This is a genomic window from Pseudomonas sp. LAP_36 (assembly GCF_019456785.1).
In the GTDB taxonomy this organism is placed as follows: Bacteria; Pseudomonadota; Gammaproteobacteria; order Pseudomonadales; family Pseudomonadaceae; genus Aquipseudomonas; species Aquipseudomonas tritici.
Map to the genome: position 1 here is coordinate 1 of NZ_JAHZMS010000015.1, position 24416 is coordinate 24416.

Sequence of the window (24416 nt, forward strand, 5' to 3'; positions counted from 1 at the left end):
TCAGCTTGTCACTCACCGCTCTCACCTTCAGTTTAAGCCTGGTTCAAGACACAAGCGGGCTTGCTCGGGAAAGCGGTGGGCCAGTCAACATCAATGCCTGCTGGGCCGACGTCTTCGCGAGCAAGCCCGCTCCCACATGTTGATCCTCGGTGATTTCAGAACCAGGCTATTACCTCAGTCCGTACCGTACTTCGGGTTACGCGGACCGTACAGGATCCCCGCGCGCTGCCCCGGTGACAGCAGGCGCGCACTGGTGATACCGGCAATCGGGTGCGCCGCATCGGTGGAACTGTTGATCACTTGCTTGACCGCCGCCGTGATCAGCATGCCGACCAGGCCGCCGCCGTTGTTGTTGCCTTCCTCGCTGGAAGCATGCGCCGAGCCGGTCCACAGGGTGGTGCCGGTACGCAGGTCGACCAGTTTGGCCGAGGCCGTCACGGAGGTGTCGCTGGAGATCAGCATGTACTTGGTGCCGTAATTGGTAACGGTGATGTACAGCGCCGCGTCCGCACCAAAGATGTCATGCAGCTTGGCCGGTGCCACGCCTTGGATATCGTTGGCGGTGGTCAGGCCGTTCTGGCGGAAGGTTTCGTCCACCAGGGCGATCGGCAACACGTAGTAACCGGCTTCGGCCAGCGGGTAGGTCACTTGCGAAACCAGGCTGTAGGACGCCTGCACTTCCGGCGATTCATTGATCGGCGGCAGTACCAGGATCGACTTGGGTCGCGCCTGTTTGTACGCCGTGTAATCAATCGTCTTGGGTGCCGCGCAACCGCCGAGCAAAGCCAGGGCCAGCAGGGCGCCAGTGAGTTTTAACAGGCTCATTTAGTGGCGACTCCGGTCTTGGCGTTTTTCAGCAGGAAATCCATGTAGGCGGCGGACTCAGGGAAAAGCGCCTTCTCGGTGCGGAACTCCTGCACCATCTGGTCATCCTTGCCCATGCTCAGGTACAGCATGCCCAAGTGGGCGTGGTAACCCGGCGGGGCCTTGCGGCCGCTGGCGTTGATCTTCTGCAGATCCCGCTCCAACGCCTCGACCTGCGCTTCCTTGGGCTCGCCCTTGAAGTACTCGTAAACCTGCGGCTGGTAGCTTTCCCATTGATACAGGGGCTGGGGCGCCGTCTGGCACCCGGCAACCGCCGCAACTGCTGTCAGCGTCAGCGCCAACTTAACTGCCTTGCTCATCCGTGTACTGCTCCTTGAGGTGCTGCTGATCAGTTGCGCGGGTTCCAGGCGCCGGCGTTGATGCCGTCGACGAGGCGGTTGATGGCTTCGCGCATGGCCAGGTCGAGGACCTTGCCATTGAGGGTGGAGTCGTAGCTGGCGGTGCCGCCAAAGCCGATGACTTCACGGTTGGACAGCGCGTACTCACCGGCGCCCTGGGTGGAATACACCACTTCGGAGGTGCTGATGTTGACGATATTCAACGCGACTTTGGCGTAGGCCACTTGTGTCTTGCCACGGCCGAGGATGCCGAACAGCTGGCGGTCGCCAGTCTCTTTGCGGCCGAATTCGGTCACGTCGCCGGTCACCACGTAATCAGCGCCCTTGAGCTTCTGCGCGGTGCCTTTGATCGCGGCTTCCTGGGAGATTTCGCCCATGTTGTCGCGGTCCAGCACGCTGAAGCGGTTGGTCTGCTGCAGGTGGGTGATCAGGATGGTCTTGGCCTGGCCACCGAGGCGGTCGACGCCATCGGAGAAGATGCCGCGCATGTAGCTGGAGCGGTTGTCGAACTTGCCCACGGCAATCGGTACACGTACGCCGGAATAGGCGACGTTGGCGCTGGCGACTTGTTCCACTGGCAGCGCGCGGTTGCTCTCGGTGGCGCAACCGGCCACGGTCAGCAGCGCTGCGGCGGTGAGGCCGGACAGCAGGATTTTGGACAGTGAGTTCACAGGGTGCTCCTAAGTGGGGAAATCCAAAGCGATTAGCCGCTATCGAGAAGGGATATCTTGCAGGTCGTCGACAATGTATTGGCTCAGCCCACCAGTGAAATGTCGCTCGACACTGGCGTTACCGGTATTGGTGATAATGCCGCCGATGGTCTTCCATTGCTGCACCTGGCCAACCCAGTTGTTGGGCACCAGGCCTGGCCGGTCGTGGGCAAAGCGCAGCACTTGGGCGCCGGCTTTCTTGACCTTGACCTTGTAGCCGAAATCGATGCTTTGCAGGATGGTGCCGTCGTCGATGACTAAATTGGACAGCCCGCCGTTGGTGTCGATGATATGGCGCACGTAGACGATATCCACGTCCAGCAAATAATCGGCGGTTTCCTTGCTGGTGGCGTAGCGCTTGGCGTTGAGCAGGCGGTTGACCAAGTCGACGCCGAGCTCCTGGCGAACCTTGTCGTCTGGCATGAAATGTTTGCTTTTGCCGCCCACTTCAACGTCGAAGGTGTCGACCCAGTAGGTAGCCGTCTTGGGAATAGTGACCGGCGCCGGGGAGATGTAATACGCCGGCTTGGAGGCACAGCCCACCATAAGGCAGGCCGCGAGGAATACGGCAAACAGGCGCATGTCTGAATTCGTCCCTGAAAAGTATCGTGCTTTAAACAATCGCGGCATTTTACGGAGTTGAAAGCCGTTCTCAAGTTGTTTTGACGCCCAAGCTGCGCCGTTTTACTGGCGCTTACGCCCAAGTCCGCGGCGAAATGCCCTAAGGCATTGTCAGCAAAACAAAAACAATGATGGCTATTAGCCTGCACCGATCAAATAAAAAAATGCATGCTCAAGTTATGCCCGTGAAGGACGAGACAGTGGCTTGGTTCGTTCATTTATAGGGATATTGCGTGTTGAAAATCCTCTTCCGGGCGGCGGCGCTCGTTGCCGCGCTATCCATGACCGGCTGTGTGTCGTACACCGTCACTGGGCCCATCGGCGCCCCGCTCCATCCGGCCTCCAGCAGTAGCTCGCGCAGTGTGCAAGTCGCCGATGTGACGGTGAATGCTGCCGACGTCAACGAGGCCAACAAGACGGCCATCAGCCGCTCGCTGACGGCCCAGATCACCCAATACGTGCGCACGGCGGGTTATTTCAAGCAGGTCACCGAGTATCCGGTACGCCTGGGCGAGCACGACGTCACGCTCAAATTCAACATGACCTCCCTCAAAGGCCACCGCGCGCCGCACCCTGCGTATGTGCCGGGCGCGCTGCTGACGCTGACGATCTGGATCTGGGTCAACGGCCCGATCTACGTAGACAGCTTCGACGTAGCCGGCGACCTGGTCATCGTCGATCGCAACGGCCAGGAACTGGCTTCGGCGAAAGAGTCGATCAAGTTCGAACACAACGTCGGGCTTTACAGCGGCCAGTATTGGGCGCCTTCGATGGGCGGCCAGCAACTGACCAAACTGGTCGCGCAATTGCTCGACACCGCTACCGCCAAACTGGCAAAACCGTAAATTTCAGGAGCGACACATGAAAGGATTGATCAAATATTGCCTGGTTCTCGCGGCGGTCTTGCTGACCGGTTGCGTTTCTTACTCGCAGCACGAACTGCCAGCAGTGCAAACCTGGCCACCAACCGCGAACGCACCGGCACAAAAGCCGACGGCGTACGTGCGCACCACGGCGCAAAACCACGTCAACGGTGGCCCGGGCAACGCGGCAGTAGGTGCCCCGGTGGTGCTGTGGGAAAAGGCTGTGGCCGACACCTTCCAGCAGTCCAACCGCTTTTCGCGAGTGAGCACCGACAAGGTTGACTCGGACCTCTACGTGGATGCCACCCTGCACAACAATGAAGAATACAGCCCGGTGTCAGCGTTTATTACCGGCTTCACGTTCTGCATCATCCCCACCACTGCGAAGAACATCTTTACCCTCGAAACGGTGTTCAAGGACAAGGACGGCAAAGAGTTGGGCCGGGTCAAAAAGAGTGAGTCGGTGCGCACATGGGTGCATCTGGTGCTGATCGTAGGCCTGCCTTTCCAGACCGACACACGGGAAGTGGTCGAGGCGTTGACGCGCAGTACGCTGGATGAGGCGGTGCAGCGCAAGTTACTGTAAGGCCTGTACGTCGGCGGATATCCAGCTGACGCACCTCAATAAAAATGTGGGAGCTGCGAACCGCCGCTCCCACATTGTTACAGCCATGCCGCCCTGCTCAAGTGTTGATCACAATCGTCTTGGCCAACATATCGCCCAATCGACGGCGCAACCCGAACAGCACAAAAAGCCCGTCCAGCATACTGAACAGCAGCTTCGGAAAATTACGCAGAAACGATTGAAACAGCGTGCAGTTCATTGGATACGGGTAACCCACCACCGCCGTGCGGCACACCCGCTTACCCAGGCTCTGGCCTTTGGGCAAGGCATCGCAAAACAGAAAGTACCCGAAGGCTAAAAACATCAGCACATAGCGGATGCCATCGAAAAACAGCGGGCCCACCACCGAGCGCAAAGACAGATACGCGTAGTCCAGGTTGCGGATCAAAAACAGCAGGAAAAACACCACGGCCATATCGATGACATAACCGAGCAGCCGCCTGAACGGGCTGGCGAGGTTCCAGATTTCTGCCGCCGATGCTGAATCGTTCATAACGCGCTTATCCCCTGCCTCTGTCATAAATATCCGCCAGGCTGCGAACGCTCGTCAGGTTACCGGTCTGGATCACGATGGTCTTGGCGAACATGTCGCCAAGGCGTGTCCTGGATTCCATGAGGATCCACACCCAATCGATGACCACCAGTGCACCGGAGTTACGCGTGAACGACTGGGAAACGCTGCAACCCTTGAGGGTCTTGCGGTCCACCGTGGCAATGCTCAGCAGGCGCTTGCCCAGGCTCTGGCCGTTGGGGAGTGCATCGGCCAGCAGGAAGTAGGCAAAGCCCGCAAAAAACGCGCAAAGGAAACCAGCCTTGGGCGTCACCCCTGGGACATAGGCAGACAACGCCCCGGCGACGAATTTGACGATGAAAAAGATCAGCACCGCGATGGCGCAGTCGATGATGCGTGCGGCCAGGCGACGGCCGATGCTGGCCAGGATTGTGGGGCGTTTAGGGGTGTTATTTGCGTCCATACAGGGTTACTCCAACTTCAAAGTGATTGCGTCTATTCCGGGCGGGTGCAATTGCGCTCCCAGCCTTTTTCAATCGTGCCGCCGTACTTTTCACAGGACGCCCTTTCCAACAGAGCGTCCAGGGAATCGCGCCCAGGCTCAACCCACAGCAGGCCGAGCAAGTAGGCCGCCGCGGCCGCGAGCACCAGTATCGCAGCCATCCGAGTCAGCATGAATCGAAGCGTTGCTGCGGTTGTGCGCGACCGCTCAAACACGAACGCGAACAACAGCCCAATGCCGCACCACACGAAGCCTGCGACTGCCACGCCCAACGGCGTCGAACCAGGATCGAGGTAGGCCCAGGCCAGCATGACTACCGTGGCGCTGGCGCACATCACCAACAGGCACAGCCACTGGGCAACCCGACACCCGATGCTGAAAAAGCGCGCCGAGCGCATTTGAGCATTCACGGGAACGTCATACCGATGCGTGCCCGCTCTTCGGAAAACCAGATGCCTGTGACCTTACCGACCACCTCTTCAACGGCCACCTGTCCCATAAAGCGGCTGTCATTGCTGTTATTGCGGTTGTCACCCAGCAGGTAGACGTGCCCTGGCTCGACCTTGAGCGGAGCCAACTCCATCGACGCCGGCCCATTCACACGGTCTGCCGGCGCATGAAACAGGCCGAGGTTTTCACCGTTGCGGATCAGTTCGCCGTTGACGATGGCCAACGTATCTCCCCCAACACCCGCCACGCGCTTGATCGCCTCAGTGCCGTTCCAGCGATACACCACGATATCGCCGACCTTCGGCGCACCGGCCTTGAGGTCGGCCACAATGTAGTCGCCCACGGACACCGTCGGCGCCATCGAACCGGTCGGAATGTAGTAGTTCTTGAACCCCATCAGCGGCCCCCGCAGGACCTCCAACAGAATGAACGTGATCACGATCAACACGCCGACGTATAGCGCGTGGAACCGTTTGCGCGGCACGCCCGCCGGGCCCGTGTAACGGCGGGCCAACACGGCCGATACGATTGCCGAGCTGAGCTTGACCGCGATAATCCAGCCGAACAACACGTACAGCCCGATGGGCGAGGCGCTCAGACCGAACGCGCCGAGCAGCACCACACCGCCGTACAACAGCGCGGCAACCCAAATGGCCCACTTGATACGGCCCACGTAGACAAGCCCCCAGCCGGCCACCAGGCAGGACATCAGGAAAGCTTGTAGGGAGAGTTTTACGGGTTTCATTGATCATCCTTAATAATGCAAGTACGCGCGTTGCGCATATTACTGTGCGGCGCGCCAATCCACGTAACCCTTGACCGCCGCTAACTGGTTCAAAATGAAGCTGGAAAAATCTTCGAACAAAACTGTTGCCCCATCCAGTTCAGGATCAATTTCTACGATTGACCAATCGTTCTCTGCATCGAATGCATAAAGCACACGGCTCCCACTGCCAGTGGAAATAGGGGTCAGACCACCATTAACGTTAAATTTATATGGATTTCGCTAAAAACGTGGCCCGACCCCGATCCCTCCACATTAAATAAATCCGTCACGTTTACTTCCTAAATCACCCCCCTCACCGATTAATATTTATTACACCTGAATAATCACCAAATTTCGGTGCAACTTCGTAGTTCCCTGCCGGTTCAAAGGTTGATTGAGCATCTTCAACCGTATAGGGAATCATCCTCTCACGCCTAACGACAAGACCACCCTGCCGTCCAAATATATAAGTTGTTCCAAAAGCGACCTTGCCCCCCTCGAATTCACGGTGGGTGGCCATCGAGAGAAAAAGTTGGCTTTCGTCTAAGTAGTGAAATTGATAGGTCAGATACTCATGGCCTTTATCGTCAAGAAAACCGACGCCAACCATACCCTTATCTATCAACATTTCAACAAAACAAGAAGGCGTTGATTCCGACCCAATTAGAGCGGTATATGACTTACCTACCTGATGCTCGGCCCGTGCCGTGGACTCATTCATTGGTTCTATCGCGCATTTTTTTGCACGGAACCAGGATTTGCTATAAAAGACTGGCATGACCATTAATAGGTATTCCCTTTGGTATATCTGATGGCAGCATTAAAGGGGCAGATTTATTAAACAGCTTGTAAATAAATCAGTCACCTTTATCCGATCCCTTAACCCCGATTCCCCTTCACTTTTAATATGCCCCAGCATCCAAATCCGCAATGGACAACCAGTAAGCAACAACCGCGTCAAACGCCTTATCATCGGCGCGCTCCTGCAACGCAACCAGTGCCTGCCGCGCATCGCCGATGGACCAGCCAGTGGAGTTCAGAGTCAGCCATGCGCAGTCAAGGCGTCCCGCTTGCATAAAATCCTCGAACAACGGCTTTTTCTCGCGCTCAGGATCAAACCAAGTGGGCAGTTCCACGCCGTTCGGCACTGGGATGTGCTGGTCGACAACTTCAAAATAGCAACTGCTTTCCCACCAATTAGGGATTGGGTCGAACGGGTTCGGAAAGTTTCCGGTATAACGCTTTGCACCGTCAGAAATACTGGCCAGTGGCGTCAACGTCTTGAACGGTTCAACGTTGGCGAAGCCTTTGGAGTCGTCGCCAGTTTTCAACGACTGCGCATCCAATGCTTCCAGGCAATCAAACCCCACCGCCTTGGCGAACTGCTCAAGTTCGGGCGTGACACCCTCCTCAAGACTCATCGACATCATTGCGAGCACGCCCATCAGTTGCGCAGGCGTGCGGGCGATCTCTACGGTCATTCGGTCGCTGCCAACATACATTTTTACGAAGGTGGGTTCACGATCAACAAACCAGTGCTTCCAGTACCCAATATAGGTAGGCCAAGATCCGTCACTCCATATCGGGATCAACGCAGGTGGAAACCCATACCACTCGGCAGGGGCTCGCAGTGTGCAGATGGGCGTGCCGATGCTTCCATCGGCGCATGCCACCAGCGCGTCGTGTAACCCCAGGGCTTCTAATGCCGTTTTAACGTTCATGCCTTCACCGTTTTGGCGCCAGAGGCGTCGACCACTCGGGGATCTCCAGAAATAGGGGCCAGACCACCAATATACATTGGGGGGAAATAGGGGTCAGGGAAATAGGGGTCAGAACACAATTGACATTTGAAAGTCATCTCTTTGGTCGGCCAGCGAATCCTCTAACGGTTCGCTTACCCAAAGCTTGTGCTATCTGCGACGCAAACTTTCCCGTTCCGAATACGTAATTTCCATTTGTAGCATCTCTGATTTGGTCGATTACTTCCTGCTGAAGCTCATCCTTGAAAAGACGACGATACGCCTCAGCCCTCTGATCGACATTACTACCCAATTCTTTATAACAATCATGAGGCGTTATAAGTGCTGAAGTTTCCAGCTCTGCATTTGCTCGGTAGCTCGTCCAACGATACTCAGCGGGATGATCCACCATTCCCGCTCTGACGGGATTCATTTCTATGTAACGATAACAGGCCATCAAATAGCTTTCGTGTTGCACCAAACAAGAACGATAACGACCTTCCCACAGAGTTCCTGTTCGCTGATAAGTACGATTTATATTTTGGACATAACGCTGACCAAGTCCTTTCATTAACGAACAAGCACTTAGAGCGGTAGTTGGAGTCAGTAACAAATGCACGTGATTCGTCATGAGACACCACGCGTGAATTTTGCAGCCATGCGTTTCCGACAAGAGCTTTAAGAGGTGGATATAAAAAATATAATCATCTTCTGAATAGAAGCAAACCGAACGATTATTTCCGCGCTGTATGATGTGCAGCGGAAGACCTGGTACCAACAACCGAGGACGACGAGCCATAACAAACCCCTGATTTCTGAAAGAGATCAGCTTAGTCGTCTGCAACAAAAATAAAGGAAGATAATGATTTCAAAAAATAAATCAAATTTTTAAAGAGCATAATTTTTATAAATAGCGAAAACCGTTAGATACATTAATTAAACATCACAAAAAAGTTAAACCCTTGTATGGATTTCGCTGAAAACGTGGTCTGACCCCGATTCCCACCGACGTTGTTCACGGCGTCGGTTTCATCGAGGCGGAATTTCTTGCCCTGGGAAGTTTTCTTGGTCTTGCTGTAGAAGCTGTAGTCCTGGTTTGCAGCGGCTTTGAGCTCGAGGTTTTTGCCGGAGACCAGGTACGCTTCGTTGCCGGCATTGACCTGGCTGGCGACCAATTGCAGGTTCTGCCCGGCGCTCAGGGTGGCGTCGCCGCCGGCCTTGATCACGCTGGAGACTTGCTGCACGTGGTCTTCGATGCTTTTGATCTTTTTCGAGTTGTAGGTCGAGTGCTGTTCGTTGGCTGCCGCGATGGCGTTGAGGGTGGCGATCACGTGCAGGTCGCAGCCGGCTTGCAGAATGACGTGTTGGCTTTTTGATGCCTTGCGCGTTTTTACGCTGAGGACTTATAGTCCGCCGGTCGCCCACATGGCGATTCAGGTTTGGCGACCTGACGGTAGAGAATGCGCAAGCTGGGAGCTTTTTTGCAGCCACTTGCGCGCCTGCAAAGTCGTCTTATGACGGCTGTGCGCGGGAGACCTTCGGGTCTGCCGGTTTTCTCTACTGCCGGTTCGCCAACCTGCGTACAGCTGTCACCCATTCGTTTGGCGACGTTTGAGTGATGGCATTCATCACTTAAGTAGAGAGTCCAAAAATGAATAGATACATGCCCCTGACAGGCCACGATTCAGCTATCCCGGCGCTGCTGATCGACACGCAAGCGCCCCTTGATGTTCTCTATGACGCCGCCACGTACCGCATTCGTGCGGTGACTCAGTTTTTGGAGAACCTTGCGTTTCGGGAGGAGATCAGCAGTGATGCGATTGTGCTGCACGACTTTGCACTGTTGTTGGCAATTCCGCTGAGAGATGGGTGTGATTTGCTCGATGTGATTGGGCGGAAGTTGAATTCACAAAATTCATAAATAAAAATGGGCGGTTATTTTCATAACCGCCTTATTTGAAGCATTTCACACAGATAAAAATAAAAACTCAATTTTTAAAGAACGCAATATTGCCAAGCAAGCTCCACTCACACTCACACAAAAAACGTTGCCTGACCCCGATTACCACTGAACAAATCCGTTTCCTTTATCTCAGTAATACCGTGTACTACCATCCCCCATTACCAGATATATAAGACTTGACATACTTCCATCTCGTGACGATCCAATACGCGGAAAATAAAAATGTAAGAGGAAATCCGATCCAGTTGTAAACCCACGGAGAGTCCGTACCCAAGACAAGAGTAATCACAGCCGCGATGAGCATTGCAAGTACCAAGCTAATAGCCAATATCATAAAAAAAAGGGAGATGGATAAAAAAAACCCATCTATCCATTTATTTTTTCTCATGCGAAACCCCCTCATAAAAAGTATACCCTTTATCAGCAACAGACTTCAGATACAGTGTCAGTGCTGAGCCATAGGGTACTGCTTTTCCAAAAACAAACTTATTATTATCAAAACTATGCACGGTAACTCCGAACATCGAGTTAGGCTTATTAAGTCCGTCCGCCAAGCCCATTTTAAGAGGAACCTTAACGAAGCCAGAGCCCAATGACAATGCTAAATCTGCACCACTATAAATAACAGGTCCATAACCGCCAGGAATCTCATTAAATACTTCTTTTACGGGGTTATAGCCACCCCGGCTATTGTTGAAATGATTATAAACTCCCGTAATACCTTCTGACACGTTGCCGAGCCCGAAGGTCCCCATCGGAATGCCGAAGCCGCACCCGACTAGCGAGACACATAATGCGTAACCCGCCGACACGCTAATCGCTCCCCCCCCTATCGCGGCAGCATCCTTTGTCACCGGAAGGGCATCGCGTGTGCTGAAGTCAAATACGGTATCGGTCATTGAGTAATTGAAGAGCCCTTTGTCTTTTTGCGCATTTACCCACTCAAGCTCCTTGCTCAAACCGACCATATCGGTCTCGCTCAGATATGCATCGTGATATTCCTTCGTACCCCTATCCAAATGAGCCCAGCACTTGATGATGTAGCACGTGGCCTTATCCAGATTGGCCTCCGTGAAGTCGCCTTTCTGCGCCTCAGCCTTAATCGCAGCTATCTCGGCCTCATGAGCAGCTCGGTTATAGACGTCTACCGACATCGCATTCCCCGCCGCAACAACAGCGCCAGAGGTACCGTTGCCAGAGCCGACTACAGTCCCGACGCCTGCTGCGATAAATGCGGCCATCGCATCTTGATCCACACCCTTGATACCATTTTTACCCAACGCATCCGCAATGCTCGGCATCAAGGCCGCAGAAGCCCCCGCGCCCAACGCACCGCTCTGCACACTGCCACTGGACAACCCCATAGCCGCGCCCGCCAGCGCATGCAACATCACACGCGCCGCGCCTCCTTCAGCCCAAGCCGCCCGAGTGGCCGCATCTGCCTTCGGATCAGTCGCACGTGAGTGGGCGTAATCGCCAATTTTATTGAAGATATCGCTGGAGGCCGTGTTAGCGACAATACCCACCGTCGTTCCCACAGGTGCACCACCCAGCCCTGCCGCAATCAACCCGGTCGCAATGTCTGCCATTAACTTCTTGTCGCCACCAACCTGCCAGCGCTTGGCTTCCGCATAAGCGGCATTTGCTGCGAGTACCGTTCCAGCGGCGTCCGGCGAACCGGCTTCGGTCTGGGTTTTGGCTTTATCGGCCAGTGCTTTCGCCTCGTCCGCCTTCGCCTTGCCCACCGCACTGATCACTCCACTGGCCAACTGCGCCGAGCTTTGGATCAGGTCGATACGTTCCTGCATGGCCTTTTCATCAGGCCGGTCGAGCTTCTGATTGGCATTGGCAGTGTCGCGGTTCAGCCCGACTAGGTCATTGGCGCCTTCGGCATTGCGAACCACAATCGTGCCTTCGCTGACCGCGCTGCGGGTGTAACTGTGGTCTTTATCCTTGAGTGCTATCGGGATGGCGCCGCCCGGCGAGGTGCCGCCGCCGCTGCTGGTGGAGACCGAGATGCTCGCCGACTGGCTCTCGATCTCACTCTTGTTCTTGATATCGCTGACGATCAGACGATCCGTGCTGAGGCGGTTGTTGTCAGCGCTGGCTTCGCTGGCAATCACCGCGCCTTGCAGGGTGGTGGTTTTGCCGACATTGATGTCGTAGCCGCCTGTGCCCGCATACAAGCCGCTCTGGTTGGTCACGCCCTTGTAGTCGCTGTTCATCTTGGCGGCGGCAAGGTTCGCCGAGGCGGCGACGGTGGAGCCGTAGCAGAACGGCGGCACGCAGATGCTCGCGCCGAAGCCTGCGCTGTTCTGTTTGCTGCGCGATGACTCGGTGTCCTGGAGAGAGATGATATTGAGGTTGCCGCCAATATCGGCCTTGATCCTGTCCGCGCGAACCTGGGCGCCTTTGAGGGTGGTATCGCCACCGCTTTGCAACAACAGGCTGCCGGTATCGAGGGTGCTGTTGACTTGAGTAACGGAGTTACCGTTGCCATTGTTCTTGGCACCCTGCGCACCGAGGTCGAGGGTGAAACCGTTTTGCTCGCCAATATTGAAGCTGGCGCCGATGGCGGTTTTGGTTTTCGACCCTTCGTTTTTGCGGTCGGTGGTGTTTTGTGCGCTTTGCATCAGCACATCGTTTTTGGCCAGCAACAGGGTGTTGGCGGCTTTCAAGCGGCTGCCGGTGATCTGGATATCACCCTGAGTCCCCGCCGCCGCGCCTGTGGCAACGATCGACAAGTCTTGCCCAGCGTTGAGCGTGCTCTGCTTGGCGGTGGCGCTGTTGAATTCGCTGCTGTTCTTGCTGCGGTTATTGGCCAGTTCAGTGCCGATCTTGATCAGCGAACCGTTGCCGGGCGTGCCGCCAGTTTTGTTTTTGAAGCCGGAGCTTTGTGCATTGGCGTCCGACGCCTGGCCGTTGAGGTTGTAGGCGGCGAGGGCTGCCTGAGCAATTTTGACTGCCTTGAGGCGTGGGTCATCAGCACTGCGCGCCGCTTTGACGGCATCGCGCATGCTGGTGGCGGTGTCCACCACCGAGCCCGCGATCACACGCCCAACCGCCAAACTTTTTGAACTGTCCTGACTGGTCTGACTGACCGTCTCCATTCCCGAAGTAACGGTGACATTCGCCCCGCTCAACTCCATGTTCTTGGTGCTCACCAAATCACTGGCCACCACCTTCAACTCACGCCCCGCCGTCAGCGACACGTTGCCCGCGCTAGAGCCAATCGTGCTGCCGGTCAAGGTCATTTCATTGGCTGTGCCGTTGTGTTTGGAGCTGTTGATGTACAGCTTCTGGTTGCCGGTCATGTCGTCCAGACCGAGCTTGTTGCCGGTCAACACGCCGGTGAGGTCGCGGTTCTTCTCCTTGTGCATGTCGGTGCGGGCGAAGGTGTTTTGCGCCGCGTCGATGGTCAGGTCGCGGCCGGCTTGCACGGCGAGGTCGCCGGTGCTGACCAGGTTGGAACCGGTGACCGTGGCGTCGCGCTTGGCGGCGACGGTAACGGTTTCGCCGGAGACCATGCTGCCCAGGGCGGTGGTGCGTTTTTCGTCGACTTTGTCTTGGACTTTGCTCGACTTGAGGCCGCCCCAGCTGCTTTTGCTTTCCTTGCGTTCGTGGCGGGCGCTGTCTGAGTTGCTGACGGCGAGAATGCTCACATCCTGGCCCGCGACCAATTGCGTCGCACCTTTTTCGGCAGTGACTGAGCTGCCCGCCAGCAGCAAGTTTTCACCGGCCACGACGGTGCTGTTTTTGCCAGCGCTGACGAGGCTGCCGACGTTGTTCATGGCGTCGGTTTCGTCGAGGCGGAATTTCTTGCCCTGGGAAGTTTTTTTGGTCTTGCTGTAGAAGCTGTAGTCCTGGTTTTCGGCGGCTTTGAGCTCGAGGTTTTTGCCGGATACCAGGTACGCCTCGTTGCCGGCATTGACCTGGCTGGCGACCAGTTGCAGGTTCTGCCCGGCGCTCAGGGTGGCGTCGCCGCCGGCCTTGATCACGCTGGAGACTTGCTGCACGTGGTCTTCGATGCTTTTGATCTTTTTCGAGTTGTAGGTCGAGTGCTGTTCGTTGGCTGCCGCGATGGCGTTGAGGTCGCGGGTGGCAATCAGGTTGACGTCGCGTTTGGCCTCGACCTGGCTGGCCACGGCGCTGATGTCGCGCCCGGCGATCACGTGCAGGTCGCGGCCAGCCTCGACCACGGAGCCTTGCTGGGCGATGGTGGTGAAGTTGGAACGGGTGCCGATGGCGCCGCTGTCGAGGCTCTTCGAGGCGGTGATGTTGACGTCGCCTTTGGCCTGGACCGCCATGTCAGCGCCGCTCTTGAGCACGCCGCCGACGTTGTTGATGTTGCCACCGGCTTTCAAGGCCAGATCGTTGGCCGATTCGATGCGCGCGGCGCTGTCGACGAAGTCGCTGCGTTCGGTGCGGTAGCTGCTCGCGCTTTCGTGGGTGGTGACGCTGCGTTCGTTGAGCAGGTCGGCGCCGGCGGCGAGGTTGACGTTGCCCGCGCTGATCACACCGCCCGCACGGTTGCTTATGTTGTTGCCGGCCAGCACATCGAGACGGCCGCCCGCTTGCATCAACCCGCTGTTGGCGAGGTCGCCGCCAACGTTCGCCAGCAGGCTGCCGGTGGCGCGCAGGGTGCCGGCGTTATTGAGGTTGCGGCCAGTGATCAGGCTCACGTCACTGCCGGAAATCAGCGCGCCATTGGGCGCCAGGCGGTTGTTTGCCTGGGCCAGGTACAGCACCGGCACCAGCACTTGTTGGCCGGCGACGGTGGTGTTTTCCAGCCACACGATGTCGTGGGTCAGGGCCGCGACTTGTTCGGCGGTGAGGCTGACGCCCACTGACAGGTTGAGCGCGGTTTTGCTGCTGATGGCGTTGTCCATCAGGTGCTTGAACAGGTCGGCGTCGCTGGTCTGGCCGTCGATGAAACGCTGGCCGGTGCGGGCGAGGACGGCTTGCTGGATCAGGCGCTGTTCGTAGAAGCCATCACCGAGGCGACGTTGTGCCGTCTCGGGGTCGTAGCCGAGCCGGGTCAGCATGTAGTCCGAGCCGAGGAACTGGCGCATGTCGGTGAACAGCGGGTTGGTTTCGATCAGGTACTTGTGCGGGCTGGCCGCGAACTGGCTGGTGGGCAGGCCGTTGGCGCCTTTGCCGTCGTTGAGGTGGAACAGGCTGTTCTGCCCGGTGGGCAGGTCGAATCCCGGCAGGCTCAAGGGATTGACCTGTTGCTGGGTGAGATCCGGCGGCAATTGCGGGTTGAGTTTCACCTCGGTCGAGTAGCCGGGCGCATGGGTGTTGGCACCGCTGCCGACATAGGTGTAGCCACGGTTCACGACCCGGTTATCGATGCCGTCCTGGGCCTTTACGTCCGCGGCGCCACCGGCCTGGATGACGGCGGCGTAGTTTTGGTCGGGCGCCATCAGTTGGGTGGTTTTGCGCAGGGCGGTCTTTTCGTCTTGCATCTTACCGATGAACGAAGCCAGGCCGGCTTCGACACCGTCCATGTTCTGGCCCGCCGCATAGCGCTGGGTGAACGCAGCCGCTTCGCGGTACCAACCACCCGGCTTGCGCTCACGTTCGGAGGTAAAGACCCGGTCGTATTGGGTGTCGTGAGTCACCAGGCCGACGTTGCTCAGTTGATTGACGCGCACGGTCATGGCGCCGCCGGCGGCAATGCTACTGCTGCTGTTTAGCAGGTCGCCGCCGCTCAGCAGCATGTCGCCGCCGGAGGTGATGCTGGAACTTGCGGTCGCGTCGCTGACGATAAAGTGATCACGCACGGTGATCTGGAACGGTCGGTTCTGCTTGCCGCCGTCGCAGTCGCCACCGGTCACGCCAAAGATACAGGCAGTGGGTGTGATCGAAGCGCTGTAGATGCCCGATTGGGTGGTCAGCACGGTACGGATGTTATCGATCGTGCTGGCGGCCAGGATCAGGTTGCGCTCGCTTTCGATCGTCCCCGAACTGTTGATGATGCTGGTGGCCGCCGCGCCTTGCCCGTCGCGATCGACGCGCAGGTTGCCCATGGCGTAAATCGTGGCACCGAGGTTTTTCAGGCGGTCGGTGCGCAGGTTCATGTCGCCGCCGCTGAAGATCAAACCGTGGTCATTGAGCAGGTTGTCTACGGACAGGTCGAGGTTGCCTTGGCTGGCGACGGTACCGCCGACGGTCCAGTCCAGGCCTTTGCCGACCAGGCTGCGAGTGCCGAGCAATTGGCCGGTGGCGGTCTGTTTCAGGTTGTCGACGTTGACGGTCAGGCGCCCGGCCTGGATCGCGGTGCTGTTGGTCCAATCGGTTTTGTCGAGGGTCAGGTCGCCGTTGGTGACCAGGCTGCCGCCGACGTCATCCAGGCTGATGCCGCTCAGGTCGAGCACGCCGGTGCCCACGTGCAACACCTTGCCGCCGGTGTTCTGGAAGGTGTTTGCAGCGAGGCTCAACTGGTCGTTGGCGGTTTCCAGGCTGCCGCTGTTATTCAACAGGCCGCCGATGGCGTAGCGGGTTTTACCTGTGTTGCCCAGGGCGCGCATCTGGCCGCTGTTGTTCAGGCCGGCGCTCGCGACATCGAGGGTCGTGGCGCTTTCGATCAAGCTGCGGTTGGTCAGGGTACCGCGCAGATTGACGTCGATCCGGTTGCCGGCGATCTCGCCGCCGTTGTCGACATTGACCCCGGTAAGGCTCACACCACTACCGGCGAACAGTGTGCCGCTGCCGTTGTTGAAGTTGATCGCGTCGACCGTTGCATCACCGGCTTTGGCAGCGATGCGCCCACCGTTGTTATCCAGCGTATCGGCGCTGATATTCACGCCAGCCTGCTCGCTGTGGATCAAGCCGTCGGCGCCGTTCTGCAGCAGACCAGTCGTGGTGATTGCCACCCCACCGTTGGCGGCGAGGGTGCCTTTGTTCTGGTTATCGATGCTGTTGGCGAACAGCGTCAGCAGGCCCTGGCTGGCGAGCTTGCCGCCCTGGTTGTCGATGTGGGCAGCGCGTTGCACCAGCAACGGCCCGACACTCGCCAGCTTGCCGTTGCGGTTGATCAGGTCGCCGAGCAAATCCAGGGTGATCGAGCCACCGCCGGTGAGGTTGCCGGCGCTGTTGTCGAGGCGGCTACCGTGCAGGGTAAACGCGCCGGTGCTGTCGATGATGCCGCCCTGAGTGTTATTCAGCAGGCCGTTGACGGTGAGGGTTTGAATGCCATCGCTGAGCAGTTGGCCTTTGCGATTGTCGAGGCTGTCGGCGGTGATGTTGAGCGCCTGTTTGGCACTCAGTGTGCCGCCCTGGTTGTCCACCTGAGCGGCGGTCGCGGTGAGGGTGCGATTGGCGATCACCGTGCCAGTGTTGCTGATGTGCTGGCTGTCGAACGTGACGTCGCCAACGGCATTGCGGGTGTTGTCGGCGTTGACCCCGGCTTCAATGATGCCGGTGTTGGTCAGTTGGCCGTTACTGGCCAGGGTGATGCTGTCGCGAGCGGCGAGAGTCTTGCTGTTTTTCAGCGTGCCCTTGGTCTGCGCCTTGAGGCGGGTGCCCGCATAGACCGCGCCCTTGGTCTCCAGGCTCGCGGCCTTGATATCCACCGCGCCGCTGGCGGCCGCCTGGGCCATGCTCAAGTGGCCGTTGGCGTCGAGCTGAATATCGCCGCCACTGGCGGCCAACGTACCGTCGAGCTTTACGCCCACGCCGGCTTCAGTGCCCACCAGCTTGATGGCGCCGGCGTACATGCCGCCCAGGGCCGAGGAGTCAATCGCCAGTTCCGGTTTCGCGCTGCCGTCATCGGCGCGCACGGTGGTTTTCAGGCTTTGCGCGTCGACATCGTTGCGCCCGGCAATCACGGTGAGCTGGCGTGCGTTGATCTTTGCATTGATCTTGGCGGTGCGGGTGATGATCTCGAAACGGTCGACGTTGCTGGCGTTCAAGCCCTGGCCGTCGATGGTCACCGCACCGCCATCGACCTGGTAGTGATCCAGGCGGCCGACTTTATCGATGACGGGTTTGCCGGTGGTCAGGGTGACGTTGGGCGTGTTGATAAACCCGCAGCCGTTGCAGCTGACACCGTAGGGGTTGGCCACGATGACCTTGGCCGACTGGCCCGCCACTTCGGTGTAGCCACGCAACTGGCTGGGGCTGCCACCGTTGACTTCGTTGAGGATGACGTTCGCCGCGCCACCCTTGAGGTTGGGGTTGCCGACGATGATCCCGCCCAGTTGGGTGCTCTGCACCGCGCCCGTGGCATTGTTGAGAATCACGCCATTGGGGCCGACGTTATAGTCCTTGAACTGGTTATGGGACAGGCCGCTGCCATTGGGTGTGGCGATGTTCACCACCGGCACGCCATTCCCTGCCTGGCCAACCGTAGTGCCCGGGCCGCTGACCGCAATGCCGTCGGCCTGGGCCAGCAGCGGCTGCCAGAACAGCGCGTTGGCCAGGATCAGTGCCAGGCCGCGTTGGGTCAGGCTTTTCAGGGCGGTAGCAGGGCGAGCGTCCATATTCAAAATCTCAAGGCAGCGGTGTTGATTACAGGAAAAAATCCAGGCGGAAATAGATCGGCGCTTCGCGCTCGGTCACCACGCCAGGTCGCTCAAGGGAATGGGCAAAGGTCACGCTGGTGCTGACGTTTTTACCGCGGGCGAACAGCTCCAGGGAGTTACTCGACACGCGACCATGCTCATCATCGTTGTAGCGATCGTTGCGAATCACGCCCTGGTCATAACCGACGCTGGCGCCGTACTCGGCAAAGGCCGGGCGCATCCAGTCGAGGGTGACCGGGCGCGCCCAGCGCACTTCGTTACGCCAGTAACCGCCGCTGTCCCCGTTCAGTTGCTGGTCCTTGAAGCCGCGCACCGAGTAAGAACCACCCAGGCTCATGCGTTGCGCCGGGTACAGCACGTCTTCACTGCGCTGCCCGGTGGCGAGGCTGGAAAAACTCAGCGACTCGCCCCACAGCGTGAAGGGCTGCAGGTAGCTGACCGTGGCGGTGTACTTGCGATAGCGCGGGGTCGCCGTGAGGTTGCCGTTGGCATCCCGCTCTTGTTGATTGCTTTGCGCGTCGAAGGCGCCAATGCCGTTTTGCATGCCGACGTCCAGGTTGACGAAGGCATTGCCGATACGTCGGCCATGGGTGAGGCCGACTTGAAGTTCGCTGAGGCGGTTGCTGCTGGTCGACAGGCGCGAGTCAAGCAGGTAGTTGTTGGTGCGCAGGTGCGACAGGCCGACGTTGACCGAGGTCTTGCTCACATCGTCGCGATGAATAACGCGTTCGGCACGCAGCTGATGGTTCTGGCTGTCGCCGTTCTGCTTGAGTTTGAGGTCATCCAGCATGAAGAAGGTGCGGTATTCGCTTTCGCTGTAGGTGTAACTGAAGTTCCACCAGCCCCACGGCAGGTTGTAGTAGAGCATGCTGCTTTTCGAGGTTTTCTGATGGTCGCTGATGGCGTCGTGGCCGCCGCGCAGGATCAGTTGATCGGCCAGGCCCAACGGGCTGTCCCATTCAAGTCCCGCGCCCCACTGCTGTTCGCCGGTGCTTTTCTGGCCGTCGTTGTTACGCGACAGGCTGGCGCGCCAGGGCTTTTGCGGCACGTTCTTGACCAGCACTTCACTGCCGCCTACTTGGCTGCCAGGGGTCAATTCCATCTGCGCCTGCTTGGACGGCAAGCGGCTGAGCTGGTCCACCAGCTGCTCGACTTCGCGCAGGTTGAGTGCTTCGCCGACCTTGCCGGGAAACGCCATGGCCAGCTCGCGGTCGGTCACGCTGCTGCCCTGTGCGCCCTTCAGCCCTTCGAGTTTGCCTTCCACCACCAGCACCTGGAGATGACCGCTGGAGAGGTCTTGTTGCGGCAAGTAGGCACGGCTGGTGACCCAGCCTTTGGCGATGTAGTAGTCGGTGATGACTTTGAGCAGTTCATTGAGCTGCGCCACCCCCAGGCATTGGCCGACATAGGGTTTGAGCAGCAGTGTGCGGTCGCCGCCGGACAGGCTGTCGGCGCCCTTGAGTTCGATGTCCTGGATGGGAAAGCAGCGGGTATCCGCCGGCAGTGCGGGGGCCTGGGGTTTGGTGTCTTTGCCGGGCAGGTCCTGGAGTTCTTCCAGGCGTCGGCGCTGCTCTTCAAGAAGGCGATTCTGGCGGTCGCGGATCAGGTCTTGATCCCCTGGCGTAGGGGCGGCCATGGCGCTGTTCAAGCTCAAATAAGCGAGCAGGAAAGTGCATAGCAGATACCGAGTCCGTGGCGTTAACAAAGACATGTTCGATCCATCGAAAATCAAGGGCGGCAAACTAACATCGAACTTCCGCTTACTCAAAGAACAGAGCAAGTTGAATAATTATTCAAGCTGTTCGCGCAACTCATTGATTATTAACAATTAAAAACTATCAAACAGACATACGGCTTATTGCTGGAAGTTATATTCCGACAAGCGGCAGCTGTATTGATGACGATTTCGTCGGAGAACTTAATAATTGCCACTAGTTGGCCATCAAGTTCTTACCGAGATAAGTTAGTACCGAAAAAGTCAGAAAAGTTCGCGGAGGTTTTGTGAATTGGATCCCACTTATCGGTATTTACCAAAATCGTTCCCACGTTGCATGGGAACGATTTTCCAGCGTTCTTCTTAGCTGGCGTCTTTGTTCTGATCCTTGCCTGGCACCAGGGTCAACCCAGGTTTTTCTACATCACGGGAGACATGGGATTTCACCTCCGCAACACCGCCTTCCTCGTCGTTATGGATCACCAACACCCCAGGCCGACGCAGTTGCTCAAGGTCACCTTCGCCGAGGCTGAAGCTCTCGCTCAGGTTTTTGTCAGTAAGCGCCTTGGCCTCGGCCCGGCGCTGGGCGAACTTGCGACCTCGGCGTTGTTGGTAGCGCGCCCAACTGATCAGGATGACGGCGTTGAACAGGGCGATCCACAGGTAGATCTGCAGGGTATTGAGCGCGGCGAAAATCGGCGCCTCGAATCGAGGGCCACCATGTGTCTCCAGCATCGACGTAATCCCACGTGCCAACAACCAGATCAAGCCGGCCCAGGCCATCAGGGTCAACAGTACATCGATGACCCACATCACGGAGCGTTGGCGGGTTCTGACCAGTTTCATGATCACGCCTCCTCATTTTCGAGCGGTTTGATACCACGGTCCGGGCTGACCCAGCGCGCACGCTTCTGATGCTGGTTGAACAGCACTTTTGGAAAACTGACCAGGGTGGTAAACAGGCTGACCAGCCAGAACACCATCGGGTACCACACTGTCCAGAACAGGGTTTTCCACAGGTCTTTCTCGTAGCGGCGGTCAATCAGGATGCTCACCGCAAACTGCAGCAGGCACACCATCGCCAACACCAACCCGGTAAACGCCGGCGGCATCAACGACTCGACAGCAATCGCTTGTGGCAGCGGGATGAATTTGCCCACGCCCCAGAAGATCACCGACAGCAAAAAGGTGAAGGCCCAGCCGGTGGACAGGCAGTATTCGAACAGCAGTGGCCACAGGTAGCGGTGACGCCATTGCCAAATGCCGCGGATATTCTTGAACAGCACTTCGGCGCCGCCCTGGGCCCAGCGCAGACGCTGTTTCCACAGGCCACCGACGGTTTCGGGCATGAGGATCCAGCACAGGGCACGGGGCTCGTAGAAGATGCTCCAGTGATCGAGTTGCAGCTTCCAACTGACATCGATGTCTTCGGTGATCATGTCGGTGCTCCAGTAGTCGATGCGGTCCAGCGCCTTTTTACGGAACGCCACCACTACACCGGACACCGTGAAGATCCGACCGATTACCCGCTGCGTGCGCTTGATCAAGCCGATGATCGAAGAGAACTCGCCGACCTGCACGCGGCCGATCAGGGTCGAGCGTGTGCGGATGCGTGGGTTGCCGGTCACGGCGCCCAGGCGTGGGTTGTCGAGCATCGGCGCGACCAGGTAGGCGGCCGCGTTTTTATCCAACAGCGCATCACCGTCAATGCACACCAGGTATTCGCTGCGCGCGGCAACGGCGCCCATGCGCAAGGCCACCGCCTTGCCCTGGTTCTGCGCCAGGTGCAGCACGCGCAAGCGTGGATGCTGCAAGGCCAGGGCATCCAGTACCGCTGCGGTGTTATCCGAGGAACCGTCGTTGACGGCGATCACTTCAATGTTCGGGTACACCTGGGCCAGCGCGGCCTCCATGGTGTCGGCGACGTTCTCCCCTTCGTTGTAGCAAGGGATGATGATCGAGATCAGCGGGTCGCCGGCCAACGTTGGGGCCGGCGTGTCCTCTTGCCAGGGCCAGTGGCGCTCCCAGTGCAGCCAGAAATACAAACCGCCTGCAATCCACAACCCTGACATGAACAGCGGGTAGAAAAACACAAAGTCCATCAGGAACTGCCCGGTGACCAGGAAGATCAGGCCCAGGGGCACACCCAATACCAATGCCAGCACGAATAAAGCCAGGATTCTGTCGAACATGGTCAAGGGTTCCATTGGTTGGAAAGGGCCGGACGCACAGTCTTCAGGTCCGGGGAGTTTTCCAGGAAGTTGTCCGGGTAATAACCAAAACTCGTAACACCCTGGCGCTTGAGTACGCCCATCCATTCAGCCAACTGCGTGGCGCTGATATCCGGCGCGGCCTTGGTGCGCCAGTCTTTGGCTTGCAGTTCGAATACGGTCCGGTCGAGCGCACCGGGGCGAGCCTTGACCGTGGCCACCAGTTTTTCCAACCAGGCGTTGGAGTTCTTCAAGGTCTGGCCTTCCATCAGCGGCATGGCCATAGGCGCCGTCCAGTCGTAGGTCTGGAGGAAATCATCGAGGTTTTGCGCAAACCAGGCTTCGCTGCCGGGGTTGAGCATCGGCTCGGCGAAGATATTGCGCGCGGTCAACACCTGCGGACCACGGATGGCGCGGAACTTGGCGGTCAATTCGTTGGTGAAGTCGATCAGGTAGCGGCTCTTGAAGCGGGTCCAGCGTTGCATCACTGCCGGGTCGGCGCGCAGGGCGGCGATGGTGTTTGGCAGGCCGTTGGCGGCGTACACCTTTAGCGCTGCGGGGCTGGCGTCTTCAAAGTCGCTGAGCAGCGCATCATCGTGGTACAGCACGCCGTCGACAGCACTGTTGCCGGTGCTCGCCAGGTCCTGGTAGATCTCGCCGATCATCTGCCGCACCTTCGGATCGAACGGTGACAGGCGCTGGTATTGATCCGGATCGATGCTCACCTTGCCGGTTTCCGGGTCCCAACGCGTCACGCGCGGCAATTTGGAGTCGAGGGCGAAACTCAGTACCGGCATCCAGGCAAACACGCTGGCGCGGGCACGGGTGTGCAACTGCCAGGCGACACGGTTGAATAGATCGGCACGCATCGGCAGGTGGCGGTTGGGGAAGTACAGCGAATGCACCAGGCCGTCACCCTTGGGGTCGGCGTAGGCTTGCAGGAATACGGTCACGGAGCCCATATCCACCACACGCTGTACCAGCACATCGAGGTTGCGCGCCTGTTGCACAGGGTCGGGGTCGTAGACGTGGTCCAGGTCCACATGCAGGACGCGCAGCGGGGCCTTGGCCTGCACCGAGACGATACTGCTGGCAAAGTGCTCGCCGTCTGGATCGGAGTCCACCAGAAAGCGCGGGCTGTTCATCAACTTGTTCGAGTCGTCGAGACCGTCGTCCAGGGTCAGCGCCATCTCATAACCGTGCTCACCTACGACCGCGAGCGAGGTGCCGTCGGCTGCGCCATACGGCCATACCCACACCCGGGGCGCCTTGCCGGTGACTGCACGAATCTTGTCTGATATCGCGGCCACGTCAGCCCGCATCCGCGCCTGGAACTGCGCTTCGGTTTCATAGCGATTGGTCGCCGGATCAAAGCGCCGCGTCGTGGCGGCCGGCTCCAGGTTTCCCTGGGGGTTGGCCAGGATGCCCTTGTGATTGGCGTCGGTATGGGCAGCGATTTCCACCAGGCCGGAGCGGGACACTTCCCGAATCTGCTGCCAGGTCAGGAAGTCGCCCCGTGGCCGTGGCGTACCGGCGAAGTCCACCGGCTGGTTCAACGGCGTATCGATCCAGCTGCCTACCGGCGCGAGCAATGCCGGCCAGTTATAGGCACGCAAAATCGGCATCACGCGGGTGTAGAAGCTGGAATAGCCATCGTCGAAACTGAGCATCACGGCTTTGGTTGGCAGTGGCGGCCCACCCCGGCGAGCGGCAAGGACCTGATCCACGCTGACCGCCTGGTAGCCGTTCTCCCGCAGCCAAGCCAACTGCTCGATCAAACGCTCGGTGCGCACCGCCACCACCGCCTGGTCGGGGTCGGTATCATTGACGTCGTGGTAGGCGATGCCCAGGAAATGGTTTTTCGGCCACGGCGCTTCATTGGCCAGTATCGGGCGCTCGGCGGGTGGCGTGAATGGCGCGGGTTGCTGGGCGCAGGCGCTGGCCAGCAATACGCCCAGGACCAACAAACAACGGCTGAGGAGGGTCATGAT

The 24416-nt window shown here is 58.3% G+C and carries 21 protein-coding genes; 3 read left to right on the plus strand and 18 right to left on the minus strand.

The window, feature by feature from the left end; genetic code table 11:
- Positions 1-174 precede the first annotated feature (174 nt).
- Genes JBO08_RS27150 through JBO08_RS27165 form a run of 4 tightly spaced genes read right to left on the minus strand, consistent with a single transcriptional unit; the run spans position 175 to position 2515 of the window.
- Positions 175-825 carry a DUF799 domain-containing protein gene (locus JBO08_RS27150; protein WP_049710663.1) on the minus strand — a complete coding sequence of 217 codons (651 nt, stop codon included), beginning with the start codon at positions 823-825 and terminating at the stop codon, positions 175-177.
- Positions 822-1184 (minus strand): DUF4810 domain-containing protein, encoded by a 363-nt coding sequence (locus JBO08_RS27155; RefSeq protein WP_034101855.1) that lies wholly within the window; start codon positions 1182-1184, stop codon positions 822-824. The genes JBO08_RS27150 and JBO08_RS27155 overlap by 4 nt, the downstream gene beginning before the upstream one ends.
- Before the next feature lie 29 nt (positions 1185-1213).
- Positions 1214-1894, minus strand: coding sequence for a CsgG/HfaB family protein (locus JBO08_RS27160; RefSeq protein WP_065879707.1), 681 nt, complete (start codon positions 1892-1894; stop codon positions 1214-1216).
- Between the two features lie 39 nt (positions 1895-1933).
- Positions 1934-2515, minus strand: a complete 582-nt coding sequence (locus JBO08_RS27165) for a hypothetical protein (RefSeq protein WP_065872770.1) — start codon at positions 2513-2515, stop codon at positions 1934-1936.
- A 272-nt stretch (positions 2516-2787) separates the two neighbouring features.
- Here JBO08_RS27165 and JBO08_RS27170 point away from each other — a divergent pair, with 272 nt between their 5' ends.
- Positions 2788-3399, plus strand: a complete 612-nt coding sequence (locus JBO08_RS27170; protein ID WP_220075271.1) for a hypothetical protein — start codon at positions 2788-2790, stop codon at positions 3397-3399.
- Between the two features lie 16 nt (positions 3400-3415).
- Positions 3416-4003 (plus strand): hypothetical protein, encoded by a 588-nt coding sequence (locus JBO08_RS27175; protein ID WP_049710668.1) that lies wholly within the window; start codon positions 3416-3418, stop codon positions 4001-4003.
- A gap of 97 nt (positions 4004-4100) precedes the next feature.
- Here the strand turns inward: JBO08_RS27175 and JBO08_RS27180 are convergent, their stop codons facing one another.
- The 9 genes from JBO08_RS27180 to JBO08_RS27220 form a co-directional block, all read right to left on the minus strand.
- The gene (locus JBO08_RS27180; RefSeq protein WP_065910748.1) at positions 4101-4535 is read right to left on the minus strand and encodes an RDD family protein; all 435 of its coding nucleotides are present in this window, start codon (positions 4533-4535) and stop codon (positions 4101-4103) included.
- A gap of 7 nt (positions 4536-4542) precedes the next feature.
- Positions 4543-5016: an RDD family protein gene (locus JBO08_RS27185; protein ID WP_065910747.1), complete on the minus strand. Its 474-nt coding sequence runs from the start codon at positions 5014-5016 to the stop codon at positions 4543-4545.
- 32 nt (positions 5017-5048) lie between these two features.
- Positions 5049-5465 (minus strand): hypothetical protein, encoded by a 417-nt coding sequence (locus tag JBO08_RS27190; protein ID WP_083213949.1) that lies wholly within the window; start codon positions 5463-5465, stop codon positions 5049-5051.
- Positions 5462-6250: a signal peptidase I gene (gene lepB, locus JBO08_RS27195; protein ID WP_065872765.1), complete on the minus strand. Its 789-nt coding sequence runs from the start codon at positions 6248-6250 to the stop codon at positions 5462-5464. Before lepB ends, JBO08_RS27190 begins: the two co-directional genes overlap by 4 nt.
- A gap of 39 nt (positions 6251-6289) precedes the next feature.
- Complete coding sequence (locus tag JBO08_RS27200) at positions 6290-6445, minus strand: hypothetical protein (RefSeq protein ID WP_256530442.1); 156 nt, start codon at positions 6443-6445, stop codon at positions 6290-6292.
- A 139-nt stretch (positions 6446-6584) separates the two neighbouring features.
- Positions 6585-7055, minus strand: a complete 471-nt coding sequence (locus JBO08_RS27205; protein ID WP_220075272.1) for a lytic transglycosylase — start codon at positions 7053-7055, stop codon at positions 6585-6587.
- Between the two features lie 118 nt (positions 7056-7173).
- Positions 7174-7992 carry a hypothetical protein gene (locus JBO08_RS27210; RefSeq protein ID WP_220075273.1) on the minus strand — a complete coding sequence of 273 codons (819 nt, stop codon included), beginning with the start codon at positions 7990-7992 and terminating at the stop codon, positions 7174-7176.
- Positions 7993-8125: 133 nt separating this feature from the next.
- Complete coding sequence (locus JBO08_RS27215; RefSeq protein WP_083207086.1) at positions 8126-8809, minus strand: transposase; 684 nt, start codon at positions 8807-8809, stop codon at positions 8126-8128.
- Positions 8810-8942: 133 nt separating this feature from the next.
- Positions 8943-9341 carry a hemagglutinin repeat-containing protein gene (locus JBO08_RS27220; RefSeq protein ID WP_220075274.1) on the minus strand — a complete coding sequence of 133 codons (399 nt, stop codon included), beginning with the start codon at positions 9339-9341 and terminating at the stop codon, positions 8943-8945.
- A gap of 332 nt (positions 9342-9673) precedes the next feature.
- On the opposite strand from JBO08_RS27220, the gene JBO08_RS27225 reads away from it, so the two are divergent.
- A complete protein-coding gene (locus JBO08_RS27225) occupies positions 9674-9931 on the plus strand; it encodes a hypothetical protein (RefSeq protein WP_065872837.1) in 258 nt (85 codons plus the stop codon).
- 416 nt (positions 9932-10347) lie between these two features.
- Here JBO08_RS27225 and JBO08_RS27230 read toward each other — a convergent pair whose 3' ends face one another.
- From JBO08_RS27230 to pgaB, 5 genes are all read right to left on the minus strand, one after another.
- The gene (locus tag JBO08_RS27230; protein ID WP_258407198.1) at positions 10348-18459 is read right to left on the minus strand and encodes a hemagglutinin repeat-containing protein; all 8112 of its coding nucleotides are present in this window, start codon (positions 18457-18459) and stop codon (positions 10348-10350) included.
- Between the two features lie 28 nt (positions 18460-18487).
- Positions 18488-20212: a ShlB/FhaC/HecB family hemolysin secretion/activation protein gene (locus JBO08_RS27235; protein ID WP_220075275.1), complete on the minus strand. Its 1725-nt coding sequence runs from the start codon at positions 20210-20212 to the stop codon at positions 18488-18490.
- Between the two features lie 366 nt (positions 20213-20578).
- Positions 20579-21061 carry a poly-beta-1,6-N-acetyl-D-glucosamine biosynthesis protein PgaD gene (gene pgaD / locus JBO08_RS27240; protein WP_065872807.1) on the minus strand — a complete coding sequence of 161 codons (483 nt, stop codon included), beginning with the start codon at positions 21059-21061 and terminating at the stop codon, positions 20579-20581.
- A gap of 2 nt (positions 21062-21063) precedes the next feature.
- On the minus strand, positions 21064-22407 hold the full coding sequence (pgaC, locus tag JBO08_RS27245) for a poly-beta-1,6-N-acetyl-D-glucosamine synthase (protein ID WP_065872808.1): 1344 nt from the start codon (positions 22405-22407) through the stop codon (positions 21064-21066).
- A gap of 2 nt (positions 22408-22409) precedes the next feature.
- Positions 22410-24413 (minus strand): poly-beta-1,6-N-acetyl-D-glucosamine N-deacetylase PgaB, encoded by a 2004-nt coding sequence (pgaB, locus tag JBO08_RS27250; RefSeq protein ID WP_065872809.1) that lies wholly within the window; start codon positions 24411-24413, stop codon positions 22410-22412.
- Positions 24414-24416: the final 3 nt, after the last annotated feature.

Excerpts from the sequence above, each read along its gene's own strand:
- JBO08_RS27150 (WP_049710663.1), bottom strand. The coding sequence starts at position 825 with ATGAGCCTGTTAAAACTCACTGGCGCCCTGCTGGCCCTGGCTTTGCTC.
- JBO08_RS27155 (WP_034101855.1), bottom strand. The coding sequence starts at position 1,184 with ATGAGCAAGGCAGTTAAGTTGGCGCTGACGCTGACAGCAGTTGCGGCG.
- JBO08_RS27165 (WP_065872770.1), bottom strand. The coding sequence starts at position 2,515 with ATGCGCCTGTTTGCCGTATTCCTCGCGGCCTGCCTTATGGTGGGCTGT.
- JBO08_RS27175 (WP_049710668.1), top strand. The coding sequence starts at position 3,416 with ATGAAAGGATTGATCAAATATTGCCTGGTTCTCGCGGCGGTCTTGCTG.
- JBO08_RS27180 (WP_065910748.1), bottom strand. The coding sequence starts at position 4,535 with ATGAACGATTCAGCATCGGCGGCAGAAATCTGGAACCTCGCCAGCCCG.
- JBO08_RS27185 (WP_065910747.1), bottom strand. The coding sequence starts at position 5,016 with ATGGACGCAAATAACACCCCTAAACGCCCCACAATCCTGGCCAGCATC.
- lepB (WP_065872765.1), bottom strand. The coding sequence starts at position 6,250 with ATGAAACCCGTAAAACTCTCCCTACAAGCTTTCCTGATGTCCTGCCTG.
- JBO08_RS27205 (WP_220075272.1), bottom strand. The coding sequence starts at position 7,055 with ATGGTCATGCCAGTCTTTTATAGCAAATCCTGGTTCCGTGCAAAAAAA.
- JBO08_RS27210 (WP_220075273.1), bottom strand. The coding sequence starts at position 7,992 with ATGAACGTTAAAACGGCATTAGAAGCCCTGGGGTTACACGACGCGCTG.
- JBO08_RS27215 (WP_083207086.1), bottom strand. The coding sequence starts at position 8,809 with ATGGCTCGTCGTCCTCGGTTGTTGGTACCAGGTCTTCCGCTGCACATC.
- JBO08_RS27225 (WP_065872837.1), top strand. The coding sequence starts at position 9,674 with ATGCCCCTGACAGGCCACGATTCAGCTATCCCGGCGCTGCTGATCGAC.
- JBO08_RS27230 (WP_258407198.1), bottom strand. The coding sequence starts at position 18,459 with ATGGACGCTCGCCCTGCTACCGCCCTGAAAAGCCTGACCCAACGCGGC.
- JBO08_RS27235 (WP_220075275.1), bottom strand. The coding sequence starts at position 20,212 with ATGTCTTTGTTAACGCCACGGACTCGGTATCTGCTATGCACTTTCCTG.
- pgaD (WP_065872807.1), bottom strand. The coding sequence starts at position 21,061 with ATGAAACTGGTCAGAACCCGCCAACGCTCCGTGATGTGGGTCATCGAT.
- pgaC (WP_065872808.1), bottom strand. The coding sequence starts at position 22,407 with ATGTTCGACAGAATCCTGGCTTTATTCGTGCTGGCATTGGTATTGGGT.
- pgaB (WP_065872809.1), bottom strand. The coding sequence starts at position 24,413 with ATGACCCTCCTCAGCCGTTGTTTGTTGGTCCTGGGCGTATTGCTGGCC.